Source organism: Paenibacillus sp. GD4, from assembly GCF_030846225.1.
GTDB classification, from domain to species: Bacteria; Bacillota; Bacilli; order Paenibacillales; family NBRC-103111; genus Paenibacillus_G; species Paenibacillus_G silviterrae.
On sequence record NZ_JAVCYK010000001.1, the window covers coordinates 2,411,759 to 2,434,396 of the forward strand.

The following is a 22,638-nucleotide window of genomic DNA, read 5'->3' on the forward strand; positions in this document are numbered from 1 at the left end:
TTACAATACGGAACGGGTCATACGAGGTTTCAATCTCGAAATTTCTTAAGATAACGATAGCCCTTTCGCACCATGTTCAGCACCTTGCCCGGAACCGGAAGATTATGAAACACCGGGAAATAAAAGGTATCGTAGGCCTTCTTGAGATCGTCCCACATGCTGCACGGCTCCGGCTTCAAAAAATCGGATACATCCACCACCATACCCCGGCCGTCCTTCAGCATCACATTCTTTCCATGGACATCGTGAGGATTCAGTCCCTTGGACCTGGCGTAATCAAGCGCCATGTCGATGTCGGCGATCACCTGCCGAGGAATATAAATGCCCCGCCGGATGCAATCATACAGGGTAACCCCCGTTAAGCGCCGCAGAACCAGATAGTTGTTCCCATAGTACAGGCATTCGGAAAAAGCGGGATGCTTCCCCAGTCTCCGATACACATCCGCTTCCTCTTCGAGTCCCGGGCGGCCGGGAGCATACATTTTGACCACCCGGTCAGGGTAGTCCGGATGCATCGCTACCGCGGCGTAATTCCCCGCACCAAGGAGCTTCCATGGCTTTGGCAGGTAATGCACCTCCACCGGATCGTGCGGATCCTCGCTCTCTACGTGAAATTCGGGAATCAGGCCCTGCTCGATCAGTTGAATATATGCTTGGATCCCGTCCTCCTCGGACGGTTCCTGCCAGTCTTGTTTATCCGCCATAAAAGCTTGTTGCTCTTCCCTTCACACCCGGCCGAATACGGAACAAACCACCTGCATGGGGCTGCTCGGCAAGCTCCTGCTCGGATAAGCCGATCCGGGCGGTTGTAATATACAGCTCGTCATCATTGTCGCCGCCGAACGTGCAGGAGGTGACACGGGCGACCGGCAGCCTGATTTGACCAATGCGCTCGCCCGTCGCCGGGTTCCATCGGGATACCTGCCAGCCGTCCCACTGCGCGACCCAAAGCATGCCTTCGGCATCGACGGTCATACCGTCGGGGAAGCCCTCTCCTTCCGGAATCGTGAACAACGTGCGGCCGTTCGAAATTGCTCCTGTGGAGAGCTCGAAGTCGAAGGCGCTAACCTTGCGGGTAGGGGAGTCAATGTAGTACATGATCCGGTCATCGGGGCTCCAACCAAGTCCATTGGAGGTAGTGACGCCGGAGATTTTCTTGTGCAGTGTACCGTCCGGCTCCAAGCAATAGAGCGACCCCCGGGGCGCTTCCTCTTTCATATCCATCGTCCCTGCCCAGAATCGGCCGGCGCTGTCGCATTTACCGTCGTTGAAGCGGTTGCCCGGCTGATCCTGCTCCGGATCGACGAGAAATCGGAGCTGCTCGGTTTCCAAGTCCAGTAAGTGAAGACCGTTCTGCATGGCCAGCACCAGGCCGCCCTCTCTACGAGGCACCGCAGCACCTACCAGTTGTTCCAGCTGAATCGTACGATTGCTGCGAAGCTTCGGGTCATAGAGGTGCACCCTTTTGCCGATAATGTCTACCCAATATAGTAAGCCTTGCCGATGGTCCCATACCGGGCCTTCGCCAAGCGTCGCTTGTTCGTCATGGAGAAGTTCAAGTCCAGGCTCTGCTATCACAATCGCTACCTCCTCAGATTCGTTCCATTCCTTACCATTGTAGCATAGGCCTTCTGCCTTGTGGCAATGAAAAAAGACTCGGGACGCCCTGATGTACTAAGGACGACCGGAGTCTTTCGGTTACTCTTTCATCGGCTCGATGGCGCTCAAGTCATTCTCATCGTTTGCCAGCTGTTCGGCTGCCAATTGAACGGCCTCCGAATTGCCTTGATCGAGTGCCTGGCTTACAGCCTTCTCGGCCCGATCCACAGCGGCATCCGCTTGGCGAAGCATCTGACGGGATGGATGCGACTGTGCCTGCGTTACGGCATTATGCGCTGTATCTACAGAATTTTGAGCCTGCGAGATGGGATTCTGCGACTGAAGACTGGAATCTTGAGTAGTCATGGCGGCTCCACGCCCTCCTTCCTTGATAAGGATCGAAGTTAATGTGGGGTAAAACCAGCCATTTTATGCGGCTATTCCAAGATGCGCTTCACCTTCACGATTCGATTCGTCCAATTGCTGTCCAATTCGGTTACCGTGACGCCGATCCCTACACGGAAGGTATGCAGCATCAAATTGTCTCCTAGGTACATGGATACGTGGCCTATCTGCTCGATGCCGGATTTATTTTTCCGCTGTGGTGTCGTGAAGAAGATCAGATCGCCCTTGCGAAGCTCCGATAGCTTGATGTCGCTGCCTATGCGGCTTTGCTGGCGGGAATCCCGGGGTAAAGTATAGCCCTCCTGCGCAAATATATGCTTCAGGAAAGACGAGCAGTCGAACGTCGCGGTTTGCTTCGTGGAAGCTCCGAATTCGTAAGGTGCTCCTAGGTAGCGGAGGCCCTCCGCAATGATCGCATCCGCCTTCTGCTCCCACGCCGGACGATCCGCTGCACGCCGGTAAGCTGCGGCAGAGGCCGGAATAAAGCCTGTCTGTCCGTCCATAGAGATCTGCAGCCAATCTGCGTTCTCCTCTTTCGTTACGCTGACGTGAGTGCCTGCGGGAATGATCCCGAGCTTCGCCGCAGCCGCGTCGGGCTTAGCCAGCCACATGGCAGCCTTCGTAAGTGTGGCCGGGTTTGGAATATACGAGACACTTTTCGCGTTGCTGACAGGGATATCCGAGATCGGGTCATCTTCGCCGGCAGCCGCATTTGCGATGGTTGCCGTCTTGGTGGCGTCGTTCCATGTGACCTGGTAGCCTAGCGTTTCAGCAAGCAGCCGGATCGGTATGTAGGTTGTGCCTTTATAGTTCAAGCTGGCGGGAAGCTTCTCCGCGCCGTCCTTATAACCTTCCGTAGATTCGAAGGTGCGGTCGTTTACCTTCCAACTAAAGGGGACTACGTTCACCTGCAGCTGCAGAAGCTCAGCGGCCATGGAGAAAGGCGCGATAAGTGAGGCGGCAACAACGCCTGCGGTAATCGTAACGGGGAGCAGCCAATGTTTTTTTGCGCGAGTACGAGTCATGTTGAATTGAGCCTCCTGTTGAATGGACCCGGACGGGCAATTCGCGATCCAGCTAACCCGGGCCGGTCATCCTGATGCTATAAGGTTCGCAAGGGAGGCTTGGTTTGGAGGGAGGGTCTTTGAAAGGGAGCCGAGTGCTGGGGAGAATTGGGGTTTGGCGATCTCGTTTGAACCTTATCCCCATGGCTCAGAACACGGTCAGTAACACATTTTAAATAATTGGAAAATCACAGTTGAAATAAGAACATACGTTTGGTAAAATAGGAACGAAGGGGGCAAAGAACGGTATGGATTTCAACGTTAGGTTGACGGAAGCCCATCTGTTTCCTACAGGGACAGAGGACGCATGTGTTACTATGTTGTTTCAATGGAAATGGCCTGACGGCTATTGCTGCCCTCGCTGTGCCCATCCCCATTGTTATGTGACGACTACGCGCAGGCTCCCCCTGTTTGAATGCCGTCTGTGCCGCCATCAAGCCTCCCTACTGACAGGTTCCGTCTTTGAAGGAAGCAAAACCGACCTTACCAAATGGTTCACTGCACTAGCTCTGGTTGCCTCCGACATGGGGACTTCGGCCCTACGACTGAGCCAGATCATCTGTGTAACCTACAAAACAGCCTGGACCATGCTGCAAAAAATTCGCTATGCCATTGGCTCCGCTGACATGGAGAACCTCCTGCTGGGCATTGTGCAAGTAAATGCGGCTGTTTATAACCGGCCTTTGAACGCTTCGTTTCAGGCTTCCCCCTCAGAGCATCCTTTCTTTGTCGGAACCGGAAGCAATTCAACCGCACCTGATGGCGCTGACTATGTCAAAATGAAGCTGATTTCCAAGAAGCATATTCAGAATCGAATCGTTCACCGTGATGCGATCAAGGCCTTCACACAGAATGAAATCAGCTCCGCAGCCACGGCAACCTACGTAACCCAAAGGTATAGCTCCGCCAGGCTTGTCCCGCTGCTTCAGCTGGCCGGTCGTGCAAGTCGATGGATGAACCGGACCTTCAAGGGCCTCGGTCGCAAGCATCTGCAGGTCTATCTTGACGAATTTTGTTATCGAATCAACCATTCCAGGGATGGAGCTGTGTTGTCTTCGTTAACACACCTGTGCATGAACATGCCTCGTTATACCTACAGGCAGCTGATTAGCTTCTGTTCCTGAGCATCCCCCCATCTTTAGAACGGAGGAGGCATTAAACTCCGTGCACCATGGGGAAATTCGTGGTCAGAGAATGAGCGGAAGGGGAATTCTGGAATCCCCATCGGGTTCTTAACGGCCGCTTACTGAGCCATAGGGATAAGGGTCAAAAGCGGCGGTCTACCGCATGACAAAGCATCATCACCGTTCCCTTAGAACAGATCCAGCTGCCTCGGACCCAAGCCTTCGTAGTCAATATCCATGAGCTGCATAAGCTCCTTGGCGTTGCCGGCAGCATGACCGCCGGAATTGTTATTGAAGATGACGGCAATGCGAGCCGTCTGACGCTGCAGCTGCACAAGGCGGTCTGCCCATTCGGCGAGCTCCGTCTCACTGTAATGGTAAAGATATCGCACATCGCGCCAATCGGTTTGGCCGGTGCTATTCCACCCGGCGACGTTGCGCCCATGGAAACGCACGACCGTCAGGTCCGGGTGCGTGACCTCCAGCACGGTCGGCACGCTGCCTTCGCCGGCCTGCGGCTCATCGCAGATGCTGTGCGCCCACCCCTCCTTCCTCATGAAGGAGAGGGTGCGCTCCCGCAGCTGCGGCGCAAACCAGCTGCGGTGGCGGAACTCCAGCGCCACCGGCAGCCCCTCCATCGCTGCACGCGCATAGCGCAGCGACTCCACGTTCTCGCGGGTACAGTCGAACCAGGGCGGGTACTGGAACAGTACCGCCAGCAGCTTACCCGCGTGAGCCAGCGGCGCGATCGAGTCGCGGAACGCGCGGAACAGCTCGCTGCGGCTCGGGGGGGCCGCAGCGGGAGAAGGCCGCACCCCGCGGCGGTGCGGATCCACCGGCTTCAGCGCCGCCAGCGCGCGGCGCACCATCTCCGGCCCCCGCTGGTGGCCGGTTAACCCCTGGTAAGCCTTGACTACGAAGCGGAAGCCCGGCGGCGTTTCCTCAGCCCACCGGGCGAAGGTCTCGGGGGACTGGATCGCATAGAAGGAGCTGTCCACCTCGACCACTGGAAAATGCCCGCTGTACGCCCGGAGCTTATCCCTGCCGGTCACGCCCGTATCCGCATAGAGCGAATCGTGGTCGCCCCATCCGGCAAGTCCGATCAGGACCTGCTCTGCGGCTCTGCCGATTGCCCATGTGTCTTTTTCTCCTTTTTCTTCCACCCTTTCATCCCCTCCCGATTCTCGCTTCATCGTCCGATAGTTCTCTTCCTCGCTATAGTACGCCATAAGCCCGTGTCTGGCGCTGATGCATCACATGGTTCCAGCGCCGTCAGCAGCTCATCCGCGCCGCCCGGCTTCTCGACCTTCAGGCGTGCTTGAAAGCCATATCTTATGCACCATCGTATCCAACGCCCGCCAAGCCTGTCAACGGCTCCCAAACAAAAACCGTTAAAAACAAAAATCACCCCTATTTGGAGTGATTTGGATTGTTTTGCCTACAGCTTGATCTCTAACAGCTCATATTCGATAATCCCGGACGGCGCCGGAACGCTGATTTTACTACCGACTGACTTACCCATTAGCTCCTTGCCCAGGGGACTTTCGTACGAGATCTTGTTGCTCTCCACATCCGCTTCGGCCGGACCTACTAACTGGTACTCCACCTTCTCGTCAAACTCCACATCATGGAGAACCACCTTGCAGCCCACTTGTACCGTCGAAAGATCATTGGCTCCGGCTTCCACAACGCGGGCTTTCTTAAGCATGTTCTCCAGCGTCTTGATACGAGTTTCCAAGAACGCCTGCTCGTCCTTCGCCGAATGATATTCACTGTTTTCCCTCAAATCACCGTAGCTGATGGCTACCTTAAGGCGCTCGGCCAGCTCTTTACGCTTTACGGTTTTGAGCTCCTCAAGCTCGGCCTCCAAATTCGCAAGCCCCTCTTTGGTCAAAATAACATCTTCGCTAAACATGGTTCATCTCCTATAATCATACTCCTGCCATTGTACCACTACTTTCTTCTTTGCCCAAATCCTAGGCTGAAACCGTTGATCTGTGGTTACACTGAAAAGAGAGGAAAGGAATGAGACTGCACTTATGAAGCTTACTAAACGATATTTATCCAGGGACTTGGTGACGAAGCCCTCTTACGATAAGGAAATGCTTCGAGAAGTATGGGGGGATTATTGGGGGGCATCGAATGAGATCGGCCGCATAGGCAAAATTCTGATGCATCGTCCGGGCCGGGAAGTGCTGCATCTGCACCGCCATGTGGCAGAAATCGAAGCCGGCCCTGTATTCAACGAAGAGGTAAAGGGCAACACACCTAGTGACTACCGACAAGAAGAGCTCCCTGCTCTGGAACGGCTGCAAACACAATATGACGGCTTGACTCAAGCGTTGAAGAAGGAGGGGATCGAAGTCCTGTCACTGGACGAAGCCTCCGATGGACTCCCGGAGCGAATGTTCACGAGGGACCTTGCTATGGTAATACCCGGAGGTGTTATCCTGTCCCGTCCAGCCCTTCATTTGCGCTATGGGGAGACACCGCTGGCTGCCCGGACATTCGCAGGGCTGGGAATTCCAATCCTAGGCATGGTTCAGGGAACGGGCCTTGCAGAGGGCGGCAGCTTTATGATGCTGGATCCGGCCACTGCGCTGATCGGCCGGTCCGAACGGGTTAACCCTGCGGGGATTGAGCAAATCCGGTTCATTTTATCCTTGCAGCAAATTCGCCTCCTAGTCATCGATTTGCCCTCAACGATCATCCATCTGGACGAAGCCTTTATGCCGATCGATCATCACAAGGCTCTCGTGAACACGGCGCTGCTGCCGTTTTGGTTCCTCGATGAGCTGCACCAGCGCGACATCGAGCTGCTGCATGTAGATCCCAAGGATCCTCCCCTAACGATCAATGCCCTGACCCTCGAACCTGGAAGGGTCTTATTCTCCAGCAGCGGAGCTCGTACGATGGACCTGCTTGCTAAACATGGGATTGATGTCATTCCCGTAGAGGTCGATGAAATCTATAAGCTGGGGGGCGGAATTCACTGCGTCACCTTACCCTTAACCCGGAGTTTATGTTAAAAGCAATCGGCTCCCATAAGGAAAAAAGTCCCTCCTGGGGGGACTGTATTCCTTGTTTGAAAGGTCGCCATGACCCTCTTCAGGCCTATGATGGTATCGGTTACAATTGATTCTCCCTCCTCATATCGATTAGTACGGGCTTTGGTACAATGGATAGTAAGTGAAATTTGACGATGTGTGTAGGAAGCCAAGACAAGGAACAAAGGCAAACCCGTACGAAAGTCGGGGACGCAAAGCCACGGGTCTACCCCATCCCCAGGGATGGCAGGACAGCCGGGTTGCTCGGAGGTGCTTGGCTTTTTTGCGTTCATTTCTAGAGAGAGGAGATCCCTATGCGACTTGGCGAGCTTCTAATCATGAACGGGCTGATTACGAAGGAAACGTTGGAGCAGACCCTTCTGCAGCAGGCGACCACGCCCCGAAAGCTGGGTGAGCTGCTAACCTTAAACGGCTCTATCACAGAACGGCAGCTGGTAGAAGCGCTCGAATTCCAGCTCGGCGTCCCCGTAGTCAATATGGAGGAGGCTCAGTTCGACGAGCAAACCCTGCAGCTGATCCCAGGGACGTTAGCCCGTAAGCACGGGGTCATGCCGCTGGAGGTCAAAGGGAGAAAACTAAGGGTGGTCATGCTGGACCCCCTGAATCAGGAGGCCCTTAAGGACATCCAAATGACAACCGGCTTGCTGGTACAGCCCTGTCTTGCGACAAGAACGGAAATCGAGCAAGCCGTTCTTCGGCACTACGGTATGCAGGATGCGACGGATCTCTGGGAGCAATTGCTGGAGGAGGCCGTTCGGCAAACGGCTTGCGGTATTTACCTGGAGCCTCAGAATGAGGGTGCTTGGGTCCGATTCAAAATCGACCGTTCGATGCGAACCCATACAACGCTGCCCTCTAAACTGCAGCTTGGGCTGACGGAACGGATGAAGAACGCCTTTGCGCTCGACCCTTCGGAGCGTAAGCTCCCTCAGGAAGGATCGCTGCGGGTCCATGTAGCGGACAGGACGGTCGATCTGCGTCTCTCCACTCTGCCGACCACCGCGGGGGAGAGCCTTTTCGTCAGTGTAACCGATGCTTCGGAAGCAATCCGCAAGCTCTCCGAACTATCGCTCAGCGAGCCGAACCTTCATAAATTGGAAAAATCGATTCGACGGCCCTCCGGACTGATATTAGTTTCAGGGCCTTGGGGCAGCGGCAAAACGACAACGCTGTACACGCTGATGGAGGAGCTGAACAAAGAAACGCTCCGATGCGCATCGGTCGAGGAACGTGTACTGCGCAGGCTGGACGGCGTTCAGCAGGTGGAAGTGAAGGATGAAGTCGGCCTCACAGCCCCTCTGGCTCTCCGCTCCGTGCTGAGGCAGGAGCCGAACGCCATCCTCATCGATGATCTTTCTTCACCGGGCATGCTGCAGATGGCGCTCCGCGCCGCAGCTGGGGGAAAGCTGATTATAGGGAGTGTCCTCGGCAGCAGTGCCGCAGAGACCCTTCAGCACTTGCTGGATAGAGGAACGGATCCCTACTTAGCGGCTTCCTCCCTGCATTGTGTCGTTTCCCAGCGTATGGTACGCAGAGTATGCAAGCAATGCGCCCAATCGGTTCCGGTCACGGATGAGGAGGCCGCCCAATTCGAAAGCCATGGGCTGCTTCATCCGGAGGACGGCAAGGCAAGCAAGGGGCTGATCGGAAACTTCCGCTCCTTCGTATCCGCCCAGATCAGCGGCAAGCCTACGGTCATCCGGGGCAGCGGCTGCAGCTTATGCCAGCAGACCGGCTATAGGGGGTATGTTCCTCTTCAAGAGGTGGTGACGTCAGAGGAAGGACTACGAAGCTGGATGTTATCGAGGCGCCAACCGGAGGAACTGAAGCAGCAGCTGGAGCAGAGTGGTTCGAAGTCCCTGCTTTATGACGGTCTCATGAAGGCACGCAGCGGCATTACGACAGTGGATGAAGTGCTGCGTGAAATCAGCAGCGGTTGAGGCACAGAATTTGCAGTGAAAACACAAAGGAGGCCACGGAATATGTCCTATCGGGTGCTGGTGGTAGACGATACGAACTTTATGCGAAGAATGGTTGCCGATTGCTTAAGACAGTCCGGATATGAGGTCGTAGGTGAGGCAAGCAACGGCCGTGAGGCCGTTAAGCTCTATGAAGAGCTCATTCCGGATTTTGTCATGATGGACTTGACCATGCCGGAGATGAACGGCGTCGATGCGATTAAGGAAATCCTAAAGCTCGATTCCACAGCGGTTATTTTGATCTGCTCGGCAAGCAACCAGCAGGATCTGATCTTCGACGCACTGGATGCCGGGGCTAAAGGCTATGTGATGAAGCCGTTCAACCCGGAGCGGCTGAAGGAGATCATTCGCAAGTACGCGATGCCGCATCTTAAGCCGCTGGCGTCCGAGGAGGAGTCGGACAGCCATGCTGCTATCGCTGCGACGGTGGAGACAACGCCGGAAGTGCAAGCGCAGGCTATGACTGAGGCCCTGGCTGTGGAAGCCTCGGAAGCTGCCGAACCCGTAGCGACCCCTCAGGCAGAGACCTCCGCGTCGGAGCTGGCGGAGGCGCCTAGCTGTGCGGAGGAGAGTAGGCACACCCCGACGCTGGAAGCGGTAAGCCATGCAGCTGACGGTTTGAAAGTCATTAACTTATTCAAAGGGAGTGGCGTCGTGAAGAGCTTTACCAGCAGTTACCTGTGCAATTGGCAGGAGGAGGCGCAGGGAGAAACTTCGAATTACATTGCCATTTGCACCGAAAGCGAGAACAAGATCGTCATCGAAATGTCCGGCGAAGGAAAGGAAAAACAAATCGTTCACTTCTCGCTCGACGGCTTCCGGCAGCTCAGCAGCTGGCTTGATATCCACACAGGGATCAGCAAGGTGGCTGCAGCCAAGGAAATGGCGCAATAGCACTCCCACCAAACGACCTGAATTCAATTCAAGGTCGTTTTTTTATTCATCCAGGAATATATTTACAAAACAAAACACTTCATGTTATCATTTACGTAGTTACGTAACTACGTATTTCAATAATTTGATGAGGTGATGTATCTTGGCTACCGCCAGAGATTACGGAGCAGAGCTGGATTTACTAAAATTCCAGTTGGATGATCTTCGTCAGCTTGTCACCAAGCTTGTAGGATCCTCCCCTTCCAAAAGGATTCAGGAAGGTTTTGAGCAGAGGGATTCGGCTCTCGGAAGCATCCGGGCAGAGGAGGACGGGGCGGGGACTATTTATTATTCTGGCCATATCCGCGATGAAGAGCGAAGCTACCGCTGGGACCCCCAAGAGAGGCAGATTCGTCAGCTTCTGGAGCTCGACGGGGAGAAAGCCGCCAAAGTGCTCGCTGCTATTAGTCACAAGCAGCGGCTTGATATTCTCAAGTCCGTCATGGTTCAGCCTCTAAGCGGGTCAGAGCTGGTGGAGCGTCTGCAGATGGGTACGACGGGGCAGCTTTACCACCATATGAAAGCATTGCTCGGAGCCGGGCTTTTGGTGCAGGAGGACCGCGGCGGCAAGTACTCTCTACCTCCTCATCGCTCCCTGCCCCTGCTTCTGCTGTTGGCGGCAACGTCCGACTTGCTTGATACGAGCGATTATATCGACATGCTGGAAACCAGAAACCACGTCGCCTCCTACATAGGGGCACCTCAAGGAGAGTACGATCCTCACCTGCTGTTTCGGGCCGTCTTACAAAACTGCATTCTTGAGCATCAGGCGGGCTATTGCAGTGAAGTGGGCGTGTTCCTCCAAACGGACGGAGGGATCACCATTGCTGACAATGGGCGCGGCATCCCTCTGCATGTCCTGCCCGGCACGGAGAAATCCCGGGTACAGGATGTCCTTACTGATCTTAGCCGGCTAAACGCCAGCGCAGCATACCATTCCCCGGGTTCGGAGAAGGGGATCACTATGGGTGTGGTCAACGCCCTATCGGAGAGGCTGTCTGTAGAGGTTCGGCGGGAAGGCAAAATTGTACGGCAGGATTATCAGCACGGCATACCTCAGAGTGACCTGGTAACAGTGGGAGTAACGAAGGAAACGGGAACGAGCATCACCTTCCGGCCGGACCGGGACATTTTCGCTGCGGCGTTCGATAAAGACGTCCTGTCCGGCCTAATCAGCGATATCGGTGCCGCCCATCCTGAGCTGATAATAGCGTTCCATTCATAGATCAGGCGGGAGGACCCGGCTCTTCTATAACAGCAGCGCATGCAGTTCGTTCATTGGGCGCAGGATGTTCCGTTTCATGGCGGCAGCCGCCTTCTCGGTATTGTGCGCCTCCAAAGCAGCGATGACTTCCGCGTGCTCTTCTACAGAAGTGAGCGAGGCCGTCAGCTTCTCCTTAAGAAACACATATTTGAACCTTCTGACGTGCACCTGCAGCGAGGCACTGAATGAAGCGACATAAGGACTATCGGACACTTCCACGATCAAGTTATGGAAAGCCTCATCCTCCTCCATCGCTTGAAAAGGCTGTCCGGCGCGGATCGCTCTTTCGAACAAAGCGTTCCGCTCCCGTAAGGCCTCCAGCTGCTCCGGCGTCGCGACCATAGCGGCCTGCTCCGCCGCAAGTGCGTGAAGCGCCGCCAACACGGGGTACATCTTCAGGATATCATCCTTCTCGATCATCGTGACACGCGTTTCTTTGCCGGGATGCATGGATACGAGCCCCTGCACCTCTAGCAGCTGCAGCGCTTCCCGGATCGGCGTCCGGCTTACCGCCAGCGACTCCGCCAGCTCCGCGTCGAGCAGCTTCTCTCCCGGCAGCAGGGTGCCCTCAATGATCCAGCGCTGCAGCTGGGAGAAGGCGCGTTCCTTTGCAGACATGCGGATCGGCGAGGCAAAATTTTTCGGTATCGGCATGATAAAGCTCTCCTACAAACATCGTTTACATGCAATATATCGCATATATATACCCAGTGCAAGTACTTGTTTCCTGTGTCGCAAAATACATGAAGCCCGCTCGGATCCGAACGGGCTTCATTCCTATAAGCTTACTTTTCTTCTACCGCCTCATCTTGTATCTGCTTCAGCACCTGAAGGAACGTTTCCGGCGGCTGAGCGCCGGTAAGAGCATACTTTCCGTTCATGATGTAGAACGGCACGCCTGTGATTCCGACTTGACGTCCGAAGTCCAGATCCTCCTGTACCTGCTCCGCGCCTTCGCCGCGATCCAGCTGCTCACGCAGCTTCGCAGCATCCAGCCCGACGCTCGAGGCGACATCCAGCAGCACCTCCAGCTGCCCTGTGTCCCGCCCTTCGCTGAAGTGAGCCCGGTTCACCGCAATCAGCAGCTCGGTCTGCTTCTCCTCCGGCGCTACCGCGATCAGCCGGTGTGACAGCAGCGTGTTCGGCATCACTTCGATTCGGTCGAACCGGAAGTCCAGACCTGCGGCTTGTCCTGCAGCCGATACCTGGGAGAACATCTGGTCCATCCTGCCGGCTCCGCCGAACTTCGCCTCCAACGTCTCACGGTACGGGAGGCCGCCCTCAGGTGTACCCGGGTCCAGCTGGAAGGCGCGCCACACCAGCTCAACCGGTTCACCGTCCCATCGCTCCAGCGCGGTGAATAAATGCTGCTCGCCGATCCGGCACCAAGGGCAAACCGTATCGTGAAAAACTTCGATTCTCATCCTGCTTCGCCTCCTGTCTTTCCCTTACGATAACGGAAGCAGACAAGGAATGCAATTCATGTGCGAAAGGAGTACAATCGAAGGAAAGAATCGCTCGGAACAGCCCTTAGTCGAGGTGACCCATCCATGTACAAAATCATCCTGTTCGTCGTGCTGATGCTCCTATATCCCTTGTTCCTGCAGCAAATTCACATTACGGACCTGCGTGTCGTCCCGCTCGTGATTCCCTATGCACTCGGCTGTTTGGCCGCCATCATAATCGGCTCCGAGTTAGCGGGCTTCTTTTTCAAAAAACGGGAGTAAACCGGACGTAACAGTCAGCCTGCTGACGCGACCTAAAAATTCATACTACAAGAGTAAGGAATGGTAATGACATCATGACAGTGCAGAAGCAAGGAAATCAACTCAAGGCATCTCAAAATCCCTTCGTTCTGATGCCGATTTTATTGCTGATGTGGGGCTCCTTGGCCGCTATCAGCAAATTACTTTTACAACACTTGGACAGCTATCAGCTGCTGTTCTATATGTATGGGATCGGAGTTATCGTATTTTTTATTATCGTTCTTTATAAAGTGCAGCTGCGTGTCATGCTCTCGTGGAAGCGAAGGGAGTGGCTTCTTCTTGTTTCTTGCGGGGTACTTACGTTTCTCTATGACTTCTTTTATCTCAAATCGCTTGAGCTGATCCCGGCCGTTGAGGCTTCCATGCTGAATTATTTATTCCCGATTTTCATTGTGCTGCTCGCCGTTCCCATCCACAAAGAGCCGTTGCATAGCTCCAAGCTGCTGTCTGTAGGCATGGGATTCATCGGTACCCTTCTGCTTGTGACCAAGGGCGACCTGTCGAATGTAGCCTTCACGAACCTTGAGGGGGATCTCCTTGCTATATTAGCTGCCGTGAGCTGGGGACTGTTCACCAACCTTATTAAGAAGAATCATACCGATTTGCTGCTAAGCACGTTCTTCCTTACCTTTGTGGCCTTTTTGTTGTCCGCTTTGGCCCTGCTCGTATCATCCCGCTTCACGATTCCCCAAGGAATCGAGCTGTACGGTGTAATCTGGCTCAGTCTAAGTAACATTATCCTGGGATTTTTCCTGTATTTCCGGGCACTTCAATATTCTTCCGCTTCGTTAATCGCCAGCTTTACCTTCTTTACCCCCTTCGTTACACTGATGTTCATTGTGCTCCTTCTGGGGGAACGGTTGACCTGGACGGACGCGTTGGCAGCCTTGCTTATCATTGGCTGTGTTCCGCTTCAGAAGCTGGGAGAAGCAACGACCGGGAGCAAGCGCCCCATGCCAAAAACTGCCGAGGGCCCTTAAAGCCCGCGGCAGCCCGCTTTTTACTTGAATACGCTAAGCAGCGTTTGGATTCCCTCGCGAATCGCTTTCTCAATGCTTGCGATACCCTCCGATATGTCCTTCATACTGCTGCTGAGACCGGCCGACATCTCGTTCAGACTGCGCTGAATCGAATTCAGCACGCCGGTTTGCTCCCGGATCGCCCCTGTCTGCTCCTTGACAGCCTCTCCTACCCCGCCGATCCGATCGGATAGCAGCGTCATGCCGACGATCAGCACTCCAATCCCGATGACCGCTACGATAAGCCACATCCATCCCTGGTTATACCAAACCTTCCGTTCCGGAGCGGTCTTCGCACCTGTCCCGGCCTCCAAACCGGAACCCTTCGATTCAGCGTAATAATAATGATGATGATGCTCCACTGCTCTATCCTTCGGTTCCTCGAACCGTACTCCCTGCCGCTCCATGTGCTGCTCATGCCCGGTATGCTTCGGATTCGATGGATTCGTGTGTTCGTTCATCACAGTCACACTCCTCTTAGCGATTAGTATAGTAACCCTGCTACTAGCATCGTTAGCCCTTGCATTCCTTATTCACCCGTTTTGGGGTGTTATGAACACGCTTCGGCTCCCCTTTGTCGCTATAAGGGGGTAGCCCGACATCTTTTTTCTTTTTTCGGGAAATGTGTTTCACCCCTTGTGCTCAAGGTTAATGTATCGACAAGCAAGCAGCTTCACCAAATTAAACTAAGGTGGTGTTCTTCATGGAAGCCTTACTTCTTTTGGCCGTTGCTCTTGGATTGTTGATCTTCTTGTACCGTCGCAATGCGAATTGGAGAACTTTGATGATAAGCTCAGGTGAGAACATAGAGGAGCTGGAAGCGAGGTTTGCTTTCTTAAAATCCCGGCAGGTTCGCTGCCGCGTCCAAACGGAGACGGCCGGACAAATGGGCGCGATTCACGCCTCGCCGCAGCCGCGCACCGAAACGCTGAAGCTGGAGGTGCACGTCAAGGACCTTGACAAGGCGGGACAGCTGCTGGAGCAGTTTGAAGCGGAGCAGCCGGGGAACCCGTTCTGACGAGGAGGCCGGCCGAATTAAACTTAACAATCCCTTGGCTGTCGATCTCCATAGATCGCGCCAAGGGATTGTCCCTATTTCGAGAAGGCCTCGATAAATTGAATCACCGCCGGTCCTAGCAGCACAATAAATAAGCTTGGGAAAATAAACAGCACAAGTGGAAACAGCATCTTGATCGGCGCCTTCATGGCCGCCTCCTCCGCCCGCTGCTTCCGCTGCTCCCTCACTTCATGGGACTGCACCCTCAGCACCTGCACGAGCCCGATGCCCAGCTTCTCCGCCTGCAGGATGCTGCTGATCAACGCCCTCACCTCATCCAGATCGAGCCGCTCGCGGACGCCTTGGAGCGATTCGCGGCGGGTTTTGCCGAGGCGGATCTCCTCCAAGCAGCGCTGGAACTCCGCTGTCAGCACGCCCTCCGACTTCGAGACCAGCTTGCTGAGCGCCGCATCGAAGCCAAGCCCCGCTTCCAGGCTGACCGTCAGCATATCCAGCACGTCGGGCAGCTCCTTTAGCGCAAGCCTGCTTCTCCCCTGGCTCTTCATCCGAAGGTAATACCCGGGCAGGAACGCTGCCGCCATCCATCCAAGCAGTGCCCCAACGATGACGGTTCCTATACCCTCACCCAGTGCCGACACATATAGACCTGCCAGCACAGGGAGAAAAAGCGACAGCCCCAGCTGCAGCAGGCGAAACTCTACGGGGCCTAAGCCGAAGGGCCGCCCTGCCTGCAGCAGACGAAGCTCCAGACGCTGCTCCTGCCTCTCCGTCAGCCGGCGGCTGAAGCGTCGCTTGATGCCAGCCCAGCCGCGCCCCCCTACTCTTCCTACCAGACCGGCAAGGGAACGGGACTTCTCTTCCGCCTCGTCCAGCTCGGACGGCCCCGCCTTCACGGAGGCCCCCTCCGTGATCAGGGCAATTCGGCGCTTCACCTGCTTGCGGCGATCCTCGCCGAACACCATCAGCGCATAGATCGCGAGTGTAACCGACAGGAAAAAGCTGAAATACAGCATAGCGCCTCACCTCATACTTCTATGGAAGTCAATTTGCGTATCATGACGAAGCCGATCGTTCCTGACACTACGCCCGCCGCGAGCATCATCATGCCCACGGGATGCCGGAACAGGGTACCGATATAAGAGGGCTCCATCAGATACAGGATCGCCCCGAGCGCGACCGGCAGCAGGCCAATGACGATTCCGGACAATCGCCCTTGCGCGGTTAGGGTCTGCACCTGGCGCTGAATTTTATTACGGTCGCGAATTGTCTGCACGATCGTCTCCAGGACAACCGCAAGGTTGCCGCCCACCTGACGCTGAATGAGAATACATTGAATCATCAGTTCCAGATCGCCGCTCGGCATGCGCTCCTTCAGATTGTGCAGCGCCTCCTCCATCGAAGCCCCATACTGCATCTCCTTCAGCACCAGGTCCATCTCCTCACGTATCGGATCATCCGATTCGTCAACGACGGTCTTCAGCGCCTGTTGAAAGCTAAAGCCCGCTCTCAGGGAGCCGATCACCGTCGTGATCATATCCTGAAGACCGTCGTTGAACGACTGGATCCGCGCATGCTCCTTCTTCCTGACATACCACCGCGGCAGCAGAATTCCGAGCACCACGCCTGCCGGCAGGGAAGCAAGGCTGCCCGTGATCAGCAGCAAAAGCCCCGCCAACACCGCCATAGCAATCCATTGGAACAAGATATACTCCTCCGGCTTGATCGGCAGACCGGCTCTTTTCAGCATGTGCCCTATGCGGTCGTTCTTTTTCTTGGTCAACACCTTATCCTTGACCGTACGCTTATATAATTGTAGATTGACGAGCAGATTAAACCGATTCCCGCTCAGCTTCCGCTTATCATTCAGCGCCAGGTAATGCTTCAGCCGCTTGTTTAGCTTTCGATCCGATAGCAGCAGCAGTTGAAGCAGCCCGATAAATAAGCAAATGCTTGTCAGGGCGAATAGAAACACAATCAGCCACTTGATCGCCATGGCCTTACTCCCCGTCAATAAAGACAGAAGCCGGAATATGAATGCCCGAGGACTCCAGCCGCTCATAAAATTTCGGACGGACGCCTGTCGGCAGCAGCCTTCCGATGACCTTGCCCTGCTCATCCACACCGTACTGCTGATAAGCGAAAATATCCTGCAGCACGATAACATCCCCTTCCATCCCTTGTACCTCGGTAATGTTGGTGATGCGGCGCGAACCGTCCTTCAGCCTCGACTGCTGAATGATCACGTCGATCGCTCCGGCGATCTGCTCGCGAATCGCTTTGACCGGCAGGTCGATTCCCGCCATCAGGACCATCGTCTCCAGCCGGGCGATCATGTCGCGCGGACTGTTGGAGTGGCCTGTCGCCAGCGATCCGTCGTGGCCGGTATTCATCGCCTGCAGCATATCAAGCGCCTCACCGCCCCGCACCTCGCCGATGACAACTCGCTCCGGCCGCATCCGCAGCGAGTTGCGCACGAGATCGCGAATCGTGATGCCCCCCTTGCCCTCGATATTCGGCGGACGCGATTCAAGTGAGACGACATGCTCCTGCCACAGCTGCAGCTCCGCCGCATCCTCAATTGTCACAATACGCTCATCGCTCGGAATGAAGGAGGACAGCACGTTGAGCGTGGTTGTTTTCCCCGAGCCGGTGCCTCCGCTGACAAAAATATTGAGCCGCGCCTTCACGCAGGCCTCCAGGAACACAGCCATATCCTTCGTTACCGTTCCGAAGCGGATCAGATCGTCGATCGTATACGGATCCTTCGAGAACTTCCGGATCGTGATCGTCGGCCCCTTCAGCGCCAACGGCGGGATAATGACGTTCACGCGCGAGCCGTCCGGAAGACGGGCGTCGACCATCGGACTGCTCTCATCAATCCGCCGGCCGATGGGAGCGACGATTTTCTCAATAATGCTCATCACGTGCTCGTCATCGCGGAACTGCACGTAGCTTAGCTCCAGCTTGCCGCCCCGTTCCACATACACCTGGCTCGGCCCGTTGACCATAACTTCACTAACCTCCGGGTCCAGCAGCAGCGGATTGATCGGACCGAAGCCTGTCAAATCGTTAATGAGCTCGTCGATAACCTTTTTGCGGTCGATTTTGCCCCGGAACGATTCGTCCTCCTTCATAATCTCTACAGCCATCGCATCGAGCTTGGGAATGATCGCTTCCACATCGTCATCCTTCATTTCGCTCAAAATCTGTTTATACAGCCGATTTTTCAGCTCCTGATGCTTGGACGGCTGAGCGGCGCGGACCTCCTTCGGACCGCTGCTTTCGCCTCCACGCCGAATATCTCGAAAGGTGCTGAGCAGATCCTTCTTCCCCGGCTTGGGGCTTGAAGGCGCGCTCGCTTGCGGATGAGCGGTCCCCGGCTCCTGGGCTGCATAAAGCGGTTCCGCGTTCTCCGATGCAGACTCCTCCCTGACGGGCCGCTCCGCCGTTCGCGCTTGGATTTTATTCAGCAGACTCATCTGCGTAGCTCCTTTCGCTTAGAAGAATGACGCGCTGTTCTTCGTCTTATGGAACAGGCTTTGCAGCAGCGACGGCTGCTTCGGCTTGAACACGGCGATTTCCCGGCGGGAAATCATTTGCTCGGCAATTTTGAAGACCGCCTTGGCTACCTCCGTCTTGCCTTGATTCATTACGAACGGAATGCCGATATTAAGGGACCCGGCCACGGTAGCAAAATCGTTGGGCACATACATCGGCAGCTCCTCGCCCAGGATGTCGGGCACATCGGTCGCCTTGATGACACTTTCCATCGTCGACCGGTTAATGATCACCTGAACCTTATCGCGCAGGCCGAGCAGCGACAGCGTCTCCAGCATCAGCTTAGTATTCTTGATCGCGGCCATCTCCAGTGTCGTCAGCAGGAACACCTGATCCGCCTTCTCAATGACCTGCAGCGTGGCCTCCTGCAAACCTACCCCGGTGTCGACGAGCAAATAATCGTGCTGTGCCAGCAGCAGATTGCAGACCTGCTCCAGCACCTCGGCCGTCACCAGATCGGCCTGTTCAGGGCGCTCCGGCGCGGCCAGTACACGAACCCCGCTGCCGTGCTTCATCAGAAAGCCCGATAAGCCGAACGCATCCAAGCCCTCCAGGCTCTCCGCCACATCCTTCATCGTGAAAGCCGAATGCAAATCCATCGCGAGTCCCACATCGCCGAACTGGAAGTCGCCGTCGAGCACGCTGACCTGCAGATGATTGTTCTTGGACAAGGCCACCGCCAGGTTCACGGCCAGCACCGTTCGGCCGATACCGCCCTTCGCGCTGCATATGGCGATCATCTCTCCCCGTTTGCCTCCGCTGCGACTCTCCTGTCCCGTGTGTTCACTCGTCATTGTCATGGCCTCCTTTATGATCTCCGTTCGCTTCCGCTATTTGGCCGGCGCGGGTGCCGAAGCCGCGGCTCCGGGAGTTGGCGGTGCCGCCGCATTGACCTTCGTGTGAATCGCCAGCGAAATGTTGCCCCGTTCATCGGCATTCACCAGCGTGACCGCCTCCTGCGGCTTCAGCTCCAGGGTAACGGAGCTATATTCCGCATAAGGCGTATCCTTATCCGCCTCCATCATCCGCCTTCCGATCGCCAGCACCCGTACCTTCTCCAGCAGCAGCACGGTTGTTACGACATTGGTGTTCTTGTCTGTCGTAGACAAGATCACATCCACGAGGTCCTCCGGCTCGATCAGGTTGGACACCGTCTGCACGAAGTTCACGCCGACCGACACCGCCCGGTAGCCCTCCTGCACCTTGCGCGCTACCCGAAGCGCCTCCGCCTTCGTATCGCGGAGGTGCCCGCTCAGAAGCACCTCACCTTGATGCAAGTCGGCCGCCGCAATCTTGCCCTCCGCCTCCGCCAGGGTCATCACCGTTTGCGGGTGAACGCCCATCTTCGGCACCTGCACGACCTGCAGCATTGACGAGTTCAGCTGGGCATTTTCCTTCACGGGCTGTTTGACCGAAACCACCTCGATCAGCGTTACATTCGCTTCCGATACCATATCGAACCGCTTCATATATTTGGCGAATAAAAAGGTCGTCGCCAGCCCCATGATCAAGGCTACAATCAAGATCAGTTTCGCTCTCATCCTCTTCGATTCACCTACTCTGTCAGTCTGATGGCGTAAGCTCCGCGCGATACCGCGCCAGGATCCACGATTCCCGTATCCGCCCTTTGGATGAACATTCCGGATATGGACGTATCGTTCGCACTCATCGGCTCCATGATGTAAAAATAAGAGAAGCCTGTAATCATCACATTCTTCAACTGATTGCCCTGGGATTCGATCTCCCTGTAAACGGGAATCAGCAGGATGCGCGGGCAGTCCCGGTGATGCGTCTCGCCCGGAGGATACGGGCATTCGTCCAGCCGAAGCCGCACACCTTCTCTCGTTTTTCCGGCAATGTTACCTGTCTGCGTGTCGATCACCGTACCGATTTTCAGTTCGCTGCTATAGCCTCGTCTCAGGTTGTCCTCATAGGTAGAGGCTCCCGTTCCACCCAACGCCAGCACACCGAAATTACCGGCCTCGACCTGTGTCTGGTCTACTTTCAGCTTATAGACTCTTCCATACTCCAGCGGGATGTTCTCGTTGATGCCCAGCGGTGCCGCTCCGACGGCGCTTCCCATCACGCCGATTTCGGCCGTCGCCTTGGCTTGTACCGGCGCCAGCTCCCAGCCGAACATGCGGGCGAAGCCCAGCGGCACCTCTTTGCGGAGCGATACGCTGACCTTCTGTCCCATCGAGACGCTCGTGCTTTGCACATGGGTATGCTCCTCGTGCATTTGCAGCACCGTTTGGATAACGCCGCTTACCTGCTCCTGGGTGCGGGTCAGCTCCTGAGCGCCGGACAGCACGGCGGCATTGGCGGTTTTCTGCAGATGGCTCTTCGTCACGAACAGGATCCCGCCATCGACAACCAGCGCCGCCGTTGCCAGCAGACCCGCCAGCAGCAGGGCGGCCAGCACCAGCGAGCTGCCCTCCTGCTGACGCACGAGCGCTATTCCTCTCGTTCTCATCAAGCTTCCTCCTTTTGTGGTGGACATGGACTTACTCTACTCGAATGGTGGAATGGGCTGACACGACGGGGGACGGCAGAAATTTTGATATGACCGGTGTCATGAAGGGCAGCGGATACCGCAGTGTCACCGTCACGAATTGCCCGGACTTCCGATTCGCTTGCGTCGGGGAAATCTGTACCTGCAGGTTCGCGCCGCCGCCAAGCCGGACATAATTCCGTGCGAAGGCGATGATTTCAGCGTCCGTCTTGCCAAGGCCCCCTTGCCGGACCGTCTCCTGCGCAGCCAAATTCATATGCAGATAAGCGTATAGCAGTCGTCCGAAGTCGAGGGTTCCGCAGGCCAGCAGCAGCAGCACCGGCAGCAGCAGTGCAAGCTCGGTCAGCGATTGGGCCTGCTGGTTCCGCAGAAGACCGCGCAGCCAATGATGTCCCTTGGTTTTCTTTACACCAGCCATGTCACGTTCCCCCACTCGTTCGTCGACCAGAAACAGACGAACGTCCCTGCTGCAATCGCGATCCCATAAGGGTAAGTCTTCGTAAGGGCATCCATCTTCCCTTTCAGCGTGAGCCGCACCCCATAGCGGAAGCTGTAGAAGACCATGATCAGATAACGGGCCCAAGCCCAGGCCTCCTTATGAATTACGATCAGCACCAGCGCGATGAGACCGCCGCACAACATCATACTGAGAGAAGCGGTCAGGACGAATGATGTTCCCTTGCAGGCGCCGATCAGCGCAAGCAGCTTGACGTCTCCGGCCCCCATACCGCCCAGCAGATAAGGAATCAGCAGTACACCGAGTCCAACTGCGAACCCTGCCGCCGCAAAGCCGATGCCCGCCCAGCCGCCGTGGGCCGCATGCAGCACGAACGCAGCCATGAGGGCGGGAAAGATAACGTGATTGTAAATTTTCCGGCTGCGAAGATCCGTCACGACACAGACTGCAAGCACCGTGAGTAACAGCACATTGATCACCATGCTGGAAAGCCCCCCTTCCGGCGAATTACGCCTTCGATAAAAAAAGGGCCTGCGATTCGGCAGCCGAAGCGTCAGACCCTTTGTTTGCCGCTCCCCGCCGTCCCTCAACGGTTCGAAAGTATCGAACCACGGAGAGGAGCTGCAGCGCGTTTCCTTCCAGGCCGTGCTTTACGGTGCAGCAGGAGCAGGGGCCTGGTCACGGCTCTGGACATCCGTCAGAGCGTCGGTAAAGATCTCTTGAATTTCTTCCCGCAGCAGAAACAGCGTTCCTACTACGGCAACGCCGATAACCCCCAGTACCAAGCCGTACTCTGTCATCCCTTGTCCTTGCTCGTCCTTCACCAACGCCTTCAATTTGTTCAACATAAGTAAACCTCTCCTTTTTCTTGG

The 22,638-nt window shown here is 55.8% G+C and carries 26 protein-coding genes and 1 riboswitch; of the genes, 8 read left to right on the forward strand and 18 right to left on the reverse strand.

Annotation, left to right across the window (positions count from 1 at the left end):
- Positions 1-29 precede the first annotated feature (29 nt).
- The 4 genes from RAC89_RS11350 to RAC89_RS11365 all read right to left on the reverse strand — a co-directional run bounded on the left by RAC89_RS11350 (position 30) and on the right by RAC89_RS11365 (position 3,029).
- Entirely contained in the window at positions 30-704 is a 675-nt protein-coding gene (locus RAC89_RS11350) for a serine/threonine-protein kinase (RefSeq protein WP_306613540.1), read from the reverse strand.
- Positions 694-1,578, reverse strand: a complete 885-nt coding sequence (locus tag RAC89_RS11355) for an SMP-30/gluconolactonase/LRE family protein (RefSeq protein ID WP_306613541.1) — start codon at positions 1,576-1,578, stop codon at positions 694-696. The genes RAC89_RS11350 and RAC89_RS11355 overlap by 11 nt, the downstream gene beginning before the upstream one ends.
- A gap of 120 nt (positions 1,579-1,698) precedes the next feature.
- Entirely contained in the window at positions 1,699-1,965 is a 267-nt protein-coding gene (locus RAC89_RS11360) for a hypothetical protein (protein WP_306613542.1), read from the reverse strand.
- A 71-nt stretch (positions 1,966-2,036) separates the two neighbouring features.
- A complete protein-coding gene (locus RAC89_RS11365; RefSeq protein ID WP_306613544.1) occupies positions 2,037-3,029 on the reverse strand; it encodes an NlpC/P60 family protein in 993 nt (330 codons plus the stop codon).
- Between the two features lie 287 nt (positions 3,030-3,316).
- On the opposite strand from RAC89_RS11365, the gene RAC89_RS11370 reads away from it, so the two are divergent.
- Positions 3,317-4,192 (forward strand): IS1595 family transposase, encoded by an 876-nt coding sequence (locus RAC89_RS11370; RefSeq protein ID WP_306613545.1) that lies wholly within the window; start codon positions 3,317-3,319, stop codon positions 4,190-4,192.
- A gap of 188 nt (positions 4,193-4,380) precedes the next feature.
- On the opposite strand, the gene RAC89_RS11375 is transcribed toward RAC89_RS11370, so the two are convergent.
- Together RAC89_RS11375 and greA are read right to left on the reverse strand one after the other, a co-directional pair.
- Positions 4,381-5,355, reverse strand: a complete 975-nt coding sequence (locus tag RAC89_RS11375) for a DUF72 domain-containing protein (protein WP_306613546.1) — start codon at positions 5,353-5,355, stop codon at positions 4,381-4,383.
- A gap of 275 nt (positions 5,356-5,630) precedes the next feature.
- Positions 5,631-6,107 (reverse strand): transcription elongation factor GreA, encoded by a 477-nt coding sequence (gene greA, locus RAC89_RS11380; RefSeq protein WP_284642903.1) that lies wholly within the window; start codon positions 6,105-6,107, stop codon positions 5,631-5,633.
- A gap of 124 nt (positions 6,108-6,231) precedes the next feature.
- Here greA and RAC89_RS11385 point away from each other — a divergent pair, with 124 nt between their 5' ends.
- The 4 genes from RAC89_RS11385 to RAC89_RS11400 all read left to right on the forward strand — a co-directional run bounded on the left by RAC89_RS11385 (position 6,232) and on the right by RAC89_RS11400 (position 11,397).
- The gene (locus RAC89_RS11385) at positions 6,232-7,221 is read left to right on the forward strand and encodes a dimethylarginine dimethylaminohydrolase family protein (RefSeq protein ID WP_306613547.1); all 990 of its coding nucleotides are present in this window, start codon (positions 6,232-6,234) and stop codon (positions 7,219-7,221) included.
- 194 nt (positions 7,222-7,415) lie between these two features.
- Positions 7,416-7,507, forward strand: a riboswitch (cyclic di-GMP riboswitch).
- 46 nt (positions 7,508-7,553) lie between these two features.
- Positions 7,554-9,200 carry a GspE/PulE family protein gene (locus RAC89_RS11390; RefSeq protein ID WP_306613548.1) on the forward strand — a complete coding sequence of 549 codons (1,647 nt, stop codon included), beginning with the start codon at positions 7,554-7,556 and terminating at the stop codon, positions 9,198-9,200.
- Positions 9,201-9,242: 42 nt separating this feature from the next.
- Positions 9,243-10,133, forward strand: a complete 891-nt coding sequence (locus tag RAC89_RS31650; protein ID WP_373429902.1) for a response regulator — start codon at positions 9,243-9,245, stop codon at positions 10,131-10,133.
- Between the two features lie 142 nt (positions 10,134-10,275).
- On the forward strand, positions 10,276-11,397 hold the full coding sequence (locus RAC89_RS11400; RefSeq protein WP_306613549.1) for an ATP-binding protein: 1,122 nt from the start codon (positions 10,276-10,278) through the stop codon (positions 11,395-11,397).
- A gap of 24 nt (positions 11,398-11,421) precedes the next feature.
- Here RAC89_RS11400 and RAC89_RS11405 read toward each other — a convergent pair whose 3' ends face one another.
- Both RAC89_RS11405 and RAC89_RS11410 read right to left on the reverse strand, forming a co-directional pair.
- The gene (locus RAC89_RS11405) at positions 11,422-12,090 is read right to left on the reverse strand and encodes a GntR family transcriptional regulator (protein WP_306613550.1); all 669 of its coding nucleotides are present in this window, start codon (positions 12,088-12,090) and stop codon (positions 11,422-11,424) included.
- Positions 12,091-12,221: 131 nt separating this feature from the next.
- Positions 12,222-12,860, reverse strand: coding sequence for a DsbA family oxidoreductase (locus RAC89_RS11410; protein ID WP_306613551.1), 639 nt, complete (start codon positions 12,858-12,860; stop codon positions 12,222-12,224).
- Positions 12,861-12,986: 126 nt separating this feature from the next.
- Between RAC89_RS11410 and RAC89_RS11415 the strand changes: the two genes are divergently transcribed.
- A complete protein-coding gene (locus RAC89_RS11415) occupies positions 12,987-13,163 on the forward strand; it encodes a hypothetical protein (protein WP_306613552.1) in 177 nt (58 codons plus the stop codon).
- Between the two features lie 74 nt (positions 13,164-13,237).
- Positions 13,238-14,182, forward strand: coding sequence for a DMT family transporter (locus RAC89_RS11420; protein WP_306613553.1), 945 nt, complete (start codon positions 13,238-13,240; stop codon positions 14,180-14,182).
- Positions 14,183-14,202: 20 nt separating this feature from the next.
- Here RAC89_RS11420 and RAC89_RS11425 read toward each other — a convergent pair whose 3' ends face one another.
- Positions 14,203-14,682 (reverse strand): hypothetical protein, encoded by a 480-nt coding sequence (locus RAC89_RS11425; protein ID WP_306613555.1) that lies wholly within the window; start codon positions 14,680-14,682, stop codon positions 14,203-14,205.
- A gap of 242 nt (positions 14,683-14,924) precedes the next feature.
- Here RAC89_RS11425 and RAC89_RS11430 point away from each other — a divergent pair, with 242 nt between their 5' ends.
- Positions 14,925-15,239 (forward strand): hypothetical protein, encoded by a 315-nt coding sequence (locus RAC89_RS11430; RefSeq protein ID WP_306613556.1) that lies wholly within the window; start codon positions 14,925-14,927, stop codon positions 15,237-15,239.
- A gap of 74 nt (positions 15,240-15,313) precedes the next feature.
- Here RAC89_RS11430 and RAC89_RS11435 read toward each other — a convergent pair whose 3' ends face one another.
- The 9 genes from RAC89_RS11435 to RAC89_RS11475 all read right to left on the reverse strand — a co-directional run bounded on the left by RAC89_RS11435 (position 15,314) and on the right by RAC89_RS11475 (position 22,614).
- Positions 15,314-16,252 (reverse strand): type II secretion system F family protein, encoded by a 939-nt coding sequence (locus RAC89_RS11435; RefSeq protein WP_306613558.1) that lies wholly within the window; start codon positions 16,250-16,252, stop codon positions 15,314-15,316.
- 11 nt (positions 16,253-16,263) lie between these two features.
- On the reverse strand, positions 16,264-17,232 hold the full coding sequence (locus RAC89_RS11440) for a type II secretion system F family protein (RefSeq protein ID WP_306613559.1): 969 nt from the start codon (positions 17,230-17,232) through the stop codon (positions 16,264-16,266).
- Positions 17,233-17,236: 4 nt separating this feature from the next.
- The gene (locus RAC89_RS11445; RefSeq protein WP_306613560.1) at positions 17,237-18,718 is read right to left on the reverse strand and encodes a TadA family conjugal transfer-associated ATPase; all 1,482 of its coding nucleotides are present in this window, start codon (positions 18,716-18,718) and stop codon (positions 17,237-17,239) included.
- Between the two features lie 18 nt (positions 18,719-18,736).
- Positions 18,737-19,591, reverse strand: coding sequence for a CpaE/TadZ family protein (locus RAC89_RS11450; protein WP_306613562.1), 855 nt, complete (start codon positions 19,589-19,591; stop codon positions 18,737-18,739).
- 36 nt (positions 19,592-19,627) lie between these two features.
- A complete protein-coding gene (gene cpaB, locus RAC89_RS11455; protein WP_306613563.1) occupies positions 19,628-20,338 on the reverse strand; it encodes a Flp pilus assembly protein CpaB in 711 nt (236 codons plus the stop codon).
- 14 nt (positions 20,339-20,352) lie between these two features.
- On the reverse strand, positions 20,353-21,270 hold the full coding sequence (locus tag RAC89_RS11460) for a pilus assembly protein TadG-related protein (RefSeq protein WP_306613564.1): 918 nt from the start codon (positions 21,268-21,270) through the stop codon (positions 20,353-20,355).
- Between the two features lie 31 nt (positions 21,271-21,301).
- On the reverse strand, positions 21,302-21,727 hold the full coding sequence (locus RAC89_RS11465; RefSeq protein WP_306613566.1) for a TadE/TadG family type IV pilus assembly protein: 426 nt from the start codon (positions 21,725-21,727) through the stop codon (positions 21,302-21,304).
- The gene (locus RAC89_RS11470) at positions 21,715-22,248 is read right to left on the reverse strand and encodes an A24 family peptidase (RefSeq protein ID WP_306613568.1); all 534 of its coding nucleotides are present in this window, start codon (positions 22,246-22,248) and stop codon (positions 21,715-21,717) included. The genes RAC89_RS11465 and RAC89_RS11470 overlap by 13 nt, the downstream gene beginning before the upstream one ends.
- Before the next feature lie 168 nt (positions 22,249-22,416).
- Positions 22,417-22,614, reverse strand: a complete 198-nt coding sequence (locus RAC89_RS11475) for a Flp family type IVb pilin (protein WP_284642921.1) — start codon at positions 22,612-22,614, stop codon at positions 22,417-22,419.
- Positions 22,615-22,638 lie beyond the last annotated feature (24 nt).

Excerpts from the sequence above, each read along its gene's own strand:
- RAC89_RS11390 (WP_306613548.1), top strand. The coding sequence starts at position 7,554 with ATGCGACTTGGCGAGCTTCTAATCATGAACGGGCTGATTACGAAGGAA.
- RAC89_RS11460 (WP_306613564.1), bottom strand. The coding sequence starts at position 21,270 with ATGAGAACGAGAGGAATAGCGCTCGTGCGTCAGCAGGAGGGCAGCTCG.
- cpaB (WP_306613563.1), bottom strand. The coding sequence starts at position 20,338 with ATGAGAGCGAAACTGATCTTGATTGTAGCCTTGATCATGGGGCTGGCG.
- RAC89_RS11425 (WP_306613555.1), bottom strand. The coding sequence starts at position 14,682 with ATGAACGAACACACGAATCCATCGAATCCGAAGCATACCGGGCATGAG.
- RAC89_RS11465 (WP_306613566.1), bottom strand. The coding sequence starts at position 21,727 with ATGGCTGGTGTAAAGAAAACCAAGGGACATCATTGGCTGCGCGGTCTT.
- RAC89_RS11430 (WP_306613556.1), top strand. The coding sequence starts at position 14,925 with ATGGAAGCCTTACTTCTTTTGGCCGTTGCTCTTGGATTGTTGATCTTC.
- RAC89_RS11350 (WP_306613540.1), bottom strand. The coding sequence starts at position 704 with ATGGCGGATAAACAAGACTGGCAGGAACCGTCCGAGGAGGACGGGATC.
- RAC89_RS11475 (WP_284642921.1), bottom strand. The coding sequence starts at position 22,614 with ATGTTGAACAAATTGAAGGCGTTGGTGAAGGACGAGCAAGGACAAGGG.
- RAC89_RS11365 (WP_306613544.1), bottom strand. The coding sequence starts at position 3,029 with ATGACTCGTACTCGCGCAAAAAAACATTGGCTGCTCCCCGTTACGATT.
- RAC89_RS11415 (WP_306613552.1), top strand. The coding sequence starts at position 12,987 with ATGTACAAAATCATCCTGTTCGTCGTGCTGATGCTCCTATATCCCTTG.
- RAC89_RS11470 (WP_306613568.1), bottom strand. The coding sequence starts at position 22,248 with ATGGTGATCAATGTGCTGTTACTCACGGTGCTTGCAGTCTGTGTCGTG.
- RAC89_RS11385 (WP_306613547.1), top strand. The coding sequence starts at position 6,232 with ATGAAGCTTACTAAACGATATTTATCCAGGGACTTGGTGACGAAGCCC.
- RAC89_RS11405 (WP_306613550.1), bottom strand. The coding sequence starts at position 12,090 with ATGCCGATACCGAAAAATTTTGCCTCGCCGATCCGCATGTCTGCAAAG.
- RAC89_RS11435 (WP_306613558.1), bottom strand. The coding sequence starts at position 16,252 with ATGCTGTATTTCAGCTTTTTCCTGTCGGTTACACTCGCGATCTATGCG.
- RAC89_RS11445 (WP_306613560.1), bottom strand. The coding sequence starts at position 18,718 with ATGAGTCTGCTGAATAAAATCCAAGCGCGAACGGCGGAGCGGCCCGTC.
- RAC89_RS11410 (WP_306613551.1), bottom strand. The coding sequence starts at position 12,860 with ATGAGAATCGAAGTTTTTCACGATACGGTTTGCCCTTGGTGCCGGATC.
- greA (WP_284642903.1), bottom strand. The coding sequence starts at position 6,107 with ATGTTTAGCGAAGATGTTATTTTGACCAAAGAGGGGCTTGCGAATTTG.
- RAC89_RS11360 (WP_306613542.1), bottom strand. The coding sequence starts at position 1,965 with ATGACTACTCAAGATTCCAGTCTTCAGTCGCAGAATCCCATCTCGCAG.
- RAC89_RS31650 (WP_373429902.1), top strand. The coding sequence starts at position 9,243 with ATGTCCTATCGGGTGCTGGTGGTAGACGATACGAACTTTATGCGAAGA.
- RAC89_RS11370 (WP_306613545.1), top strand. The coding sequence starts at position 3,317 with ATGGATTTCAACGTTAGGTTGACGGAAGCCCATCTGTTTCCTACAGGG.
- RAC89_RS11420 (WP_306613553.1), top strand. The coding sequence starts at position 13,238 with ATGACAGTGCAGAAGCAAGGAAATCAACTCAAGGCATCTCAAAATCCC.
- RAC89_RS11450 (WP_306613562.1), bottom strand. The coding sequence starts at position 19,591 with ATGACGAGTGAACACACGGGACAGGAGAGTCGCAGCGGAGGCAAACGG.
- RAC89_RS11440 (WP_306613559.1), bottom strand. The coding sequence starts at position 17,232 with ATGGCGATCAAGTGGCTGATTGTGTTTCTATTCGCCCTGACAAGCATT.